This window comes from Streptomyces sp. NPDC059900, from assembly GCF_050270335.1.
GTDB lineage: Bacteria > Actinomycetota > Actinomycetes > Streptomycetales > Streptomycetaceae > Streptomyces.
In genome coordinates, this window is record NZ_JBNNJZ010000398.1 from 1 (window position 1) to 7,634 (window position 7,634).

Below are 7,634 nucleotides of genomic sequence, written 5' to 3' on the forward strand. Positions count from 1 at the left end.
TCCCCGCCGGGCAGGCGAACGGCGCTGCCGGTGAGCCGGAAGGCGCCGAGTACGTCGCGTGCGGGGAAGGTCATGACCGATGATTGTCGTCGGGCCCGGGGCGGACGGCACGGCATTTAAGGCCGCGGGCCCCGGGGCGCGGCAGCACACGGGGACAGCCCGAAGACAGCCCGAAGACAGGCAGACAGGCAGGCACGCAGTCAGGCGCTCGTCCGCAACACGTCGACCCCCGGCCCATCAAGCTCCTCCAGTACTCCAGGGCGCCCGGAGATGGCCAGCAGCAGGGAGATCGCGGTCCCGCGCACCTGCGGCCCCTCCCCGATGGTCAAGTCGGCGTCCGTCGGTGCCAGTTGGACCCCGGCCACCCGCTCCTTGGCTCCGCCCATGGACGCCGAGGTGCGAGCCTGCAGGCGCAGGGATCTGACGACGGCTTCGGTCGGGTAGGCGCGGCTGATCCCCAGGGGGCGCCGGATGTCCTCGCCGTGGACGATCTCCTCGACGATGCGTGTGTCGAGGGGCGCCGGAGGGCCCGTCTTGCGCGGGCCGGCCTGGCGCAGTCGCTCCCATGTCTCCCGGGGCGAGGCGCCGCGCTCGCGTTCCACCCCGCGTGCGTTGAGACGGTCGAAGTCGAAACGCGCCCGCACCATCGCACCGACGAACCCCAGACGCGTCGTGCGAGCGGTGTCCACCAGATGGGCGGCCACGTCGTGCACGGTCCACCCGTCGCACAGGGACGGCTGCTCCCACTGCTTGTCGTCGAGCTGGGCGAGGTCCTCGACCAGGGCCGCACGCTCCGTATGCACCAGTGCCCAGACATCCTCGTTCACGGCTGATCCTTTGCTCGTTTCCAGTGTCTACGAGGCAGACCCGCGGCACGACAGGAACTCATCGCCGGGTGAGTCCGCAGAATCCGGCGCAAGATGTGGCCGGGGATGTCGAGAACGGTGCGGCGGCTCTGTCCCGGGGGCAGCGGCGGCCGGCGCGGCCGCACGCGGCAAGGGAATGCGCATTTTCCGGGACGGGCAGGACCTGAAACTCGCCGAGGCCGCCTCGTTCGGCAACGGGCTGGCACTTCTGCGCTACGAGATCAAAAAATAGCCGGCAGCCGATGTCGAGAACCCGCAACCGGCTCCGTCCCCGCAGTGAACGCGACCACAATGGGCCGCACCCGCACCAAGGAGAAACATGATGGCCAAGTACCTGCTGCTGAAGCACTACCGCGGCGCCCCGGCTTCGGTCAACGACGCGCCCATGGAGCAGTGGACACCGGAAGAGATCTCGGCCCACTTGCAGTACATGAACGACTTCGCCGAGCGCCTGGAGAAGTCCGGAGAGTTCGTGGACAGCAAGGCACTCGCCCCCCAGGGAACGTTTGTGCGGTACGACGGGGAGGGGCGCCCGCCGGTCACCGACGGCCCCTTCGCCGAGACCAAGGACCTCATCGCCGGCTGGATGATCATCGACGTCGACAGCTACGAGCGGGCCCTGGAACTGGCCGGGGAACTGTCGGCCGCCCCCGGCGCCGGCGGCAAGCCGATCCACGAGTGGCTCGAACTGCGCCCGCTGCTCGGCGGCCACTCCGCGGACACGGACTGCCCGTCGCACCGATGAACGAAGCCCTGCTGCGCAGCCTCACGCCGGGTGTGCTCGCCGTCCTCGTCCGCCGCGGAGCCGACTTCGCGGCGGCCGAGGACGCCGTGCAGGACGCGCTGCTCGAAGCGGTCCGGGTCTGGCCCGACGACCCGCCGCGCGACGCGAAGGGCTGGCTGGTCACCGTGGCCTGGCGCAAGTTCCTCGACGCGACCCGCTCGGAGACAGCCCGGCGCCGGCGTGAGGACCGCGTCGACGAGGAGCCGGCGCCCGGCCCGGCGTCCGCGGTGGACGACACGCTCCAGCTGTATTTCCTGTGCGCCCACCCCTCGCTCACGCCCTCATCCGCCGTGGCGCTCACGCTGCGCGCCGTCGGCGGTCTCTCCACCCGCCAGATCGCCGGGGCCTACCTGGTGCCCGAGGCGACCATGGCGCAGCGCATCAGCCGGGCCAAGCGCACCGTCTCCGGCATACGGTTCGACAAGCCCGGCGATGTCTCCACCGTGCTGCGCGTCCTCTATCTGGTCTTCAACGAGGGCTACTCCGGCGACGTCGACCTCGCCGCCGAGGCCATCCGCCTCACACGGCAGCTCGCGGCCGAGATCGACCACCCCGAGGTGGCGGGGCTGCTGGCCCTCATGCTGCTGCACCACGCCCGGCGCGCCGCCCGGACCGCGCCCGACGGCAGCCTGGTGCCGCTCGCCCAGCAGGATCGCGGCAAGTGGGACACGCAGGCGATCGCCGAGGGCGTCGGGATCCTGCAACGCGCCCTCGCCCGTGACCGCCTGGCCGAGTTCCAGGCCCAGGCCGCCATCGCGGCACTCCACGCGGATGCGCCCACCGCCGAGGAGACCGACTGGGTGCAGATCGTCGAGTGGTACGACGAGCTCGCGGACCTGACCGACAATCCGGTCGTCCGCCTGAACCGGGCGGTGGCCGTCGGCGAGGCCGACGGACCGCGCGCAGGACTGGCGGCGCTCGCGGAGGTGGACGACTCGCTGCCGCGCCACACCGCGGTGGCGGCGTACCTCCACGAGCGCGACGGCGACCTGGAGACGGCGGCACGTCTGTACGCCGAGGCGGCCCACAAGGCCTCCAACCTCCCCGAGCGAGACCATCTGACGCGTCAGGCCGCCCGGCTCAACGCGCTGCGGTCCCGGTGACGGGCACGGCTCAAGCGTTGCAGGCCCGCTCCACGAGCTCCTTGACGAGGGGAGCGATCTCGTCGGCGGGGCACACGAAATCGACCTGGCCCGTTTCGATGGCCGCCTTCGGCATCCCGCGGAACGCCGCTGTCGCCGGGTCCTCCACGATGACGATGCCCCCGCGCGACTTGACCACTTTCACACCCCGGGCGCCGTCGCCGTCGGTTCCGGTGAGGACGCAGGCGATGAGCAGCGGCCCGTAGGACTTCGAGGCCGATGCGAAAAGCGGGTCGGCGGCCGGACGCGCGAAATTGACCCAGTCTCCCTTGGACAGGGCCAGCACACCGCCCGTCTCCACGCACAGATGGTGATCGGGCGGTGCGATGTAAACGTTTCCCGCCGTCGGGTACTCGCCCTCCTCGGCCAGTTTGACGCGCAGGGTGGTGTGGGGCGACAGGATGTTGACGATGCGCGTCTCACGGGAGCGGCGCAGGTGCTGGGCCACCAGTACAGCCGCCCGGAGTCCGGCGTCCAGACCGCCCAGCAACGCCTTCAGGCTCTCGATGCCCCCGGCGGAGGAGGCCACCATCACCGTCGCGCATCGGTCATCGGGCTCGTGTGGATGCCTGCTGTTCACACCGGGACCCTAGCCCGGCCGCCGCTCACCCGTGAGCCATCAGGGCCGAGACGGGGCCGAGTTTCGGCAGGAGCGCCCGGTGCCGGATGGTCTTCCGGGGCGCTCGGGGACGGACGAGGCGCCCGGCGTGAGAAGTTGAGCAGCGGCATGCCGGGCTCACGACGCCGTGTGCGTCGTCGAGGCCCGGGGCAAGTCCGGTGGAAGGGGATGGGGATGAGTTTCCGGCTGGCGGCATACGCCGTGTGCATCGAGGACGGGCGAGTGCTGCTCGCCCGTCACGTGTCGCCTCGCGGTGAGTCCACTTGGACTCTTCCGGGCGGCAGAGTCGAGCACGGGGAGGATCCGTTCGACGCGGTGATCCGGGAGGTGGCCGAGGAGACCGGCTGCGACGCGGTGGTGCAACGCCTCCTCGGCGTGGACTCCAGGGTGATCCCCGCGGCCGAACGCACCGTCCCGGGCGGGCCGGAGCACCAGAACGTCGGCATCTTCTACCAGGTCGCCATCACCGGTGGCCAGCTCCGGCCCGAGCCGGACGGAGAGATCGCCGAATCGGTCTGGACCCCGCTGCCCGATGTCGTACGCCTGCGCCGCTCGTCGCTGGTGGACATCGGCGTCACTCTGGCGCAGACCCGCCCGGCTACCGGCCACGTCGCCGCCGTCCCGGTCGGCGGCCTCATCCAGCACTGAAGCGGACTCCGGCCAAGCGGACGAGGCGGACGAGGTGCCGCTCACCGTCGTGCCTTTACCGGATCCCCGGACAAAGCCGCTGGTGGGGCAGGTCTAGGCTCACGTTCGGGGAGTGCTCACCGAGCGAGGGGGATGGCCTGATGAAGATAGTGCTTGCAGGAGGCACCGGGCAGGTGGGAGCGGTCCTGGACCGGGCGCTGACCGCCGCCGGACATGACGTCGTCGTCCTGACGCGCAATCCCGTGCGTGCGCGCCAAGTGGCCTGGGACGGACGGACACCGGGTGCCTGGACGGCCGAGGTCGACGGCAGTGACGTGGTGGTCAACCTGGCGGGCCGCAGTGTGAGCTGTCGCTACACCGAGGCCAATCTGCGCGAGATGATGGACTCGCGGGTCCAGTCCGCCGAGGCGGTGGGCGCGGCGATTTCCGGCGCGGCGAAACCGCCGGCGCTCTGGCTCCAGATGAGCACCGCCACGATCTATGCCCACCGCTACGACGCACCTCACGACGAGGCAACCGGAGTCATCGGCGGCACGGAGAGCGGGGTCCCGGACTACTGGGAGTACAGCGTCCGGATCGCCAGGAACTGGGAGCAGGCCCAGCAGGCGGCCGCCACCCCGCACACCCGCAAAGTCGCTCTGCGCGCCGCCATGGTGATGAGCCCCGACCGGGGCGGTGTCTTCGACGTCCTGCTGAAGATGGCCCGGCTCGGCCTGGGCGGGCCCGTCGCGGGCGGCGCCCAGTACCTGTCCTGGATCCACGACCGTGACTTCGTGCGTGCGGTGGAGTTCCTCATCGCCCGCGACGCCATCGAGGGCCCGGTGAACCTCGCCGCCCCCGGACCGCTGCCGCACCGGGCGTTCATGCGGGAACTGCGGTCGGCGGCAGGCGTCCCCGTGGGGCTCCCGGCCACCAAGTGGATGGCGGAAATCGGCGCCTTCGCGCTGCGCACGGACACCGAACTGCTCCTCAAGAGCCGCCGCGTCGTGCCCGGCCGCCTGCTCGAAGAGGGCTTCGCCTTCGAGCACCCCGCATGGCCGGAGGCGGCGGCCGATCTCGTACGACGCGCCCGCGACGACCGCCGCAGCCGGAACGCGGCATAAGCAGCCCGTCGGGATCGGCTGTGCGGCATCCTGACGATGCGAGGACCCGGAGTCCGGAATTGGGTTGCTGCCTCTCCGGTGAGCAGGCGAGGTCCGGTCATGATTGAACTGCGCACGTGGGGAGCCGACGACTGGCCGCTCTGGCGGGAGTTGCGGCTTGCGGCGCTTGGTACGAGCGGCACGGCTTCGCGGACGTCGGTGAGGTCGGTGACCTGTTGAACGATGACGGGGTGCGCAGGGAGCGGGTCATGGCGAAGAGCCTGGTGGCCGTCTGAAGCGTCACGCCGACGGGCGCGGCATGTGCCGTGTACATGTGCGGGGGCCCGCGACACATGAGTCGGGCCCGCGCAGGACGTTCCACTCGCTGCGCACTGCGCACATCACGAGGGAACGTCCTGCCGGCCCGGCTGGTTCGGGCGGGCGATCACATGTGGTGTCGCCCGTGAGGGATTCAGCCGGCGACGGCCTCCGACTTCGGCGCCGCGGTGGAAGCTGCCGGGGCGGCGGCGGTGTAGAAGACGGAGGAACCCTGCTTGGTGCGCAGGGCACGGCCCTTGGCGACCAGGCCCTCCACCGTGGTGCGCACGACGGTGGTCTTGATGGCGCGGTCCGGATGCGACTTGGCGAGCGCCGTGGTGATTTCGGCGGCGGAGCGCGGTTCTTTCTGCTGTCCGAGGTGCGCGGCGATCAGTTCGACCAGGGTGGGCCCCGCTGCCGGTGCGTCGGACTTCTTCGATGCGGCGGCGGTGGTGGCCTTCTTCGCGGTGGTCTTGGGCGCGCTCTTGGCCGCTTTGGCTTTGGTGCCGGTGGTCGCGGCCTTCTTCGCCCGCGCCGCACCGGACTTGTCCGCACCCGCCCGTGGGGCGGGTACACCCTTCTTGCGGGCGGACGCCTTCGCGGGCGCCTTTGCGGTGGCCTTCGCCGGTGCGGCGGGGGAGGAGACAAGGGCCTGCTGCATGCTCAGCAGGACCGCGTGGTCGTTCTCCAGCGTCTGCAATTGCTCCTGCAGTGCTGTCACTTCGGCCCGGACGTGTTCTTGTTCCTTGCGGTTGGTTTCCAGGTCCGCGGCGACTTGGGCCGCGTACTGCGTCTGCATTTCGGTGGTTCCAGGTTGAGCGTCTGACATGACGATGGCCTTTCTTCGGTGCCCGCGTTGGTGCGGCTGACGGATCGTGCTCACGGCTGAACTCTTGTTCATGGGGCGTCTCCGCAGGTTCGCCCGGACGACACTGCCCAACCTGCAACGGCAGCAACTCACGCGCGGTTATGGGGAAAAGAGTACGAGATCAGCCGAAGAATGAGTCCGACGGAGTAAATGTTCCTGCGGACCCACCCCGAGCAGCCGGCGATGACCGTTGCCCGTAGCGGCGTCGTAGATCTTTCCCCCTGACCTCAATCGGAAGGACAACCGCACTATGGGGATTGCCGGGTTGTTCATGCCCGTCCGTCCGGCACACTTCTCGAGCACATGACGGGGTCATGGCCGAATCGGTCTCCGAGTTGCCGACCCCTTCTGGTGCATGGCTGTTTGATGAGATGTTCGCGAATGGCTTCGCACGAGTGGTGTGCGCATCGATGTTGAGGGGAGCCAATCGGGCCGCGGCGGAAGACCTTACCCGGGAAGCGTTCGGAACGGCCTAGGAGAGGTGGGCCGAAGTCGGTCACGGTTCCTGGCGGCCCGGCGTCTTGACCCAGTCGTCGACGGTGACGACATCCGCCCACTGCGGGAACAGTCGCTCGGTGAGGACCCGGTGTACCTCCGGGTCGGGGTCCAGGCAGGCGTCGGAGAGGACCGTGAGGCCGAAGTCCAGGTCGTTGGCCTGGCACAGGGTGGACAGCACCACCGCGCTGGTGGCGATGCCGGTCAGGACGAGGCTGTCGATACCGTGTGACCTCAGCACCACGTCGAGATCGCTGCCCGAGAAGGCGCTCGCCCGCTTCTTGGTGACCACCACGTCACCCGGCCGGGGTGCGACCTCGGGGTGGATTTCGGTGCCGGGGGCGCCCTCGACGTAGAGGCCGGCCTCCGCGATGGCGGCGAGCGCCCTGTTGCGCGTGCCGACGTCCGGGAAGCCGGGGCGGAGCGCGATGACCACGTAGATCACGGGGATGTCCGCCGCCCGCGCCCCGTCGATCGCCCTGCGCAGGCGGGGCAGGTATCCGGAGCCGTCGTCGACGATGTCCACGATGTCGCGTTGGACGTCCATCACGAGAAGGGCGCTGCTCATGTCGCCTCCGAGAGCGAAGTCAGTGCGGCGTGGAAACGGGCAGAGTGGGTGCTGCCTGTCGGAGCCTACGTGGGCAAGTGCCGGGCATGATGGCGCGGTTGATGATCCTGGCCGGGCCCCGCGGCCGCCCGTTGCGGCGCGGGGCGATCGTCGCCGTGCCGGCGCAGGCCGACCGGCGGCTGTGGCCAGGCAGGCGTACCGAACCTGTGTGCCAGGATGTGGAATGTGCCGCACACCAACACCC

At 70.1% G+C, this 7,634-nt stretch carries 9 protein-coding genes; 5 read left to right on the forward strand and 4 right to left on the reverse strand.

What is annotated here, in order from left to right; translation table 11 throughout:
- Nucleotides 1-200: 200 nt before the first annotated feature.
- Nucleotides 201-827, reverse strand: a complete 627-nt coding sequence (locus tag ACQKIP_RS33875; RefSeq protein WP_365856576.1) for a maleylpyruvate isomerase family mycothiol-dependent enzyme — start codon at nucleotides 825-827, stop codon at nucleotides 201-203.
- 361 nt (nucleotides 828-1,188) lie between these two features.
- On the opposite strand from ACQKIP_RS33875, the gene ACQKIP_RS33880 reads away from it, so the two are divergent.
- Together ACQKIP_RS33880 and ACQKIP_RS33885 are read left to right on the forward strand one after the other, a co-directional pair.
- On the forward strand, nucleotides 1,189-1,611 hold the full coding sequence (locus ACQKIP_RS33880) for a YciI family protein (RefSeq protein ID WP_365856578.1): 423 nt from the start codon (nucleotides 1,189-1,191) through the stop codon (nucleotides 1,609-1,611).
- Nucleotides 1,608-2,753: an RNA polymerase sigma factor gene (locus tag ACQKIP_RS33885; protein ID WP_365856580.1), complete on the forward strand. Its 1,146-nt coding sequence runs from the start codon at nucleotides 1,608-1,610 to the stop codon at nucleotides 2,751-2,753. The genes ACQKIP_RS33880 and ACQKIP_RS33885 overlap by 4 nt, the downstream gene beginning before the upstream one ends.
- 10 nt (nucleotides 2,754-2,763) lie before the next feature.
- Here ACQKIP_RS33885 and ACQKIP_RS33890 read toward each other — a convergent pair whose 3' ends face one another.
- The gene (locus ACQKIP_RS33890; RefSeq protein ID WP_365856582.1) at nucleotides 2,764-3,372 is read right to left on the reverse strand and encodes a chemotaxis protein CheB; all 609 of its coding nucleotides are present in this window, start codon (nucleotides 3,370-3,372) and stop codon (nucleotides 2,764-2,766) included.
- A gap of 213 nt (nucleotides 3,373-3,585) precedes the next feature.
- On the opposite strand from ACQKIP_RS33890, the gene ACQKIP_RS33895 reads away from it, so the two are divergent.
- From ACQKIP_RS33895 to ACQKIP_RS33905, 3 genes are all read left to right on the forward strand, one after another.
- On the forward strand, nucleotides 3,586-4,059 hold the full coding sequence (locus ACQKIP_RS33895) for an NUDIX hydrolase (protein ID WP_365856584.1): 474 nt from the start codon (nucleotides 3,586-3,588) through the stop codon (nucleotides 4,057-4,059).
- Between the two features lie 140 nt (nucleotides 4,060-4,199).
- Nucleotides 4,200-5,162 (forward strand): TIGR01777 family oxidoreductase, encoded by a 963-nt coding sequence (locus ACQKIP_RS33900; protein ID WP_365856586.1) that lies wholly within the window; start codon nucleotides 4,200-4,202, stop codon nucleotides 5,160-5,162.
- Nucleotides 5,163-5,278: 116 nt separating this feature from the next.
- Nucleotides 5,279-5,437 carry a hypothetical protein gene (locus ACQKIP_RS33905; protein ID WP_365856588.1) on the forward strand — a complete coding sequence of 53 codons (159 nt, stop codon included), beginning with the start codon at nucleotides 5,279-5,281 and terminating at the stop codon, nucleotides 5,435-5,437.
- Between the two features lie 176 nt (nucleotides 5,438-5,613).
- Here ACQKIP_RS33905 and ACQKIP_RS33910 read toward each other — a convergent pair whose 3' ends face one another.
- The gene (locus ACQKIP_RS33910; protein ID WP_427745025.1) at nucleotides 5,614-6,258 is read right to left on the reverse strand and encodes a hypothetical protein; all 645 of its coding nucleotides are present in this window, start codon (nucleotides 6,256-6,258) and stop codon (nucleotides 5,614-5,616) included.
- 565 nt (nucleotides 6,259-6,823) lie between these two features.
- Nucleotides 6,824-7,390: a cysteine hydrolase family protein gene (locus tag ACQKIP_RS33915; protein WP_365853704.1), complete on the reverse strand. Its 567-nt coding sequence runs from the start codon at nucleotides 7,388-7,390 to the stop codon at nucleotides 6,824-6,826.
- Nucleotides 7,391-7,634 lie beyond the last annotated feature (244 nt).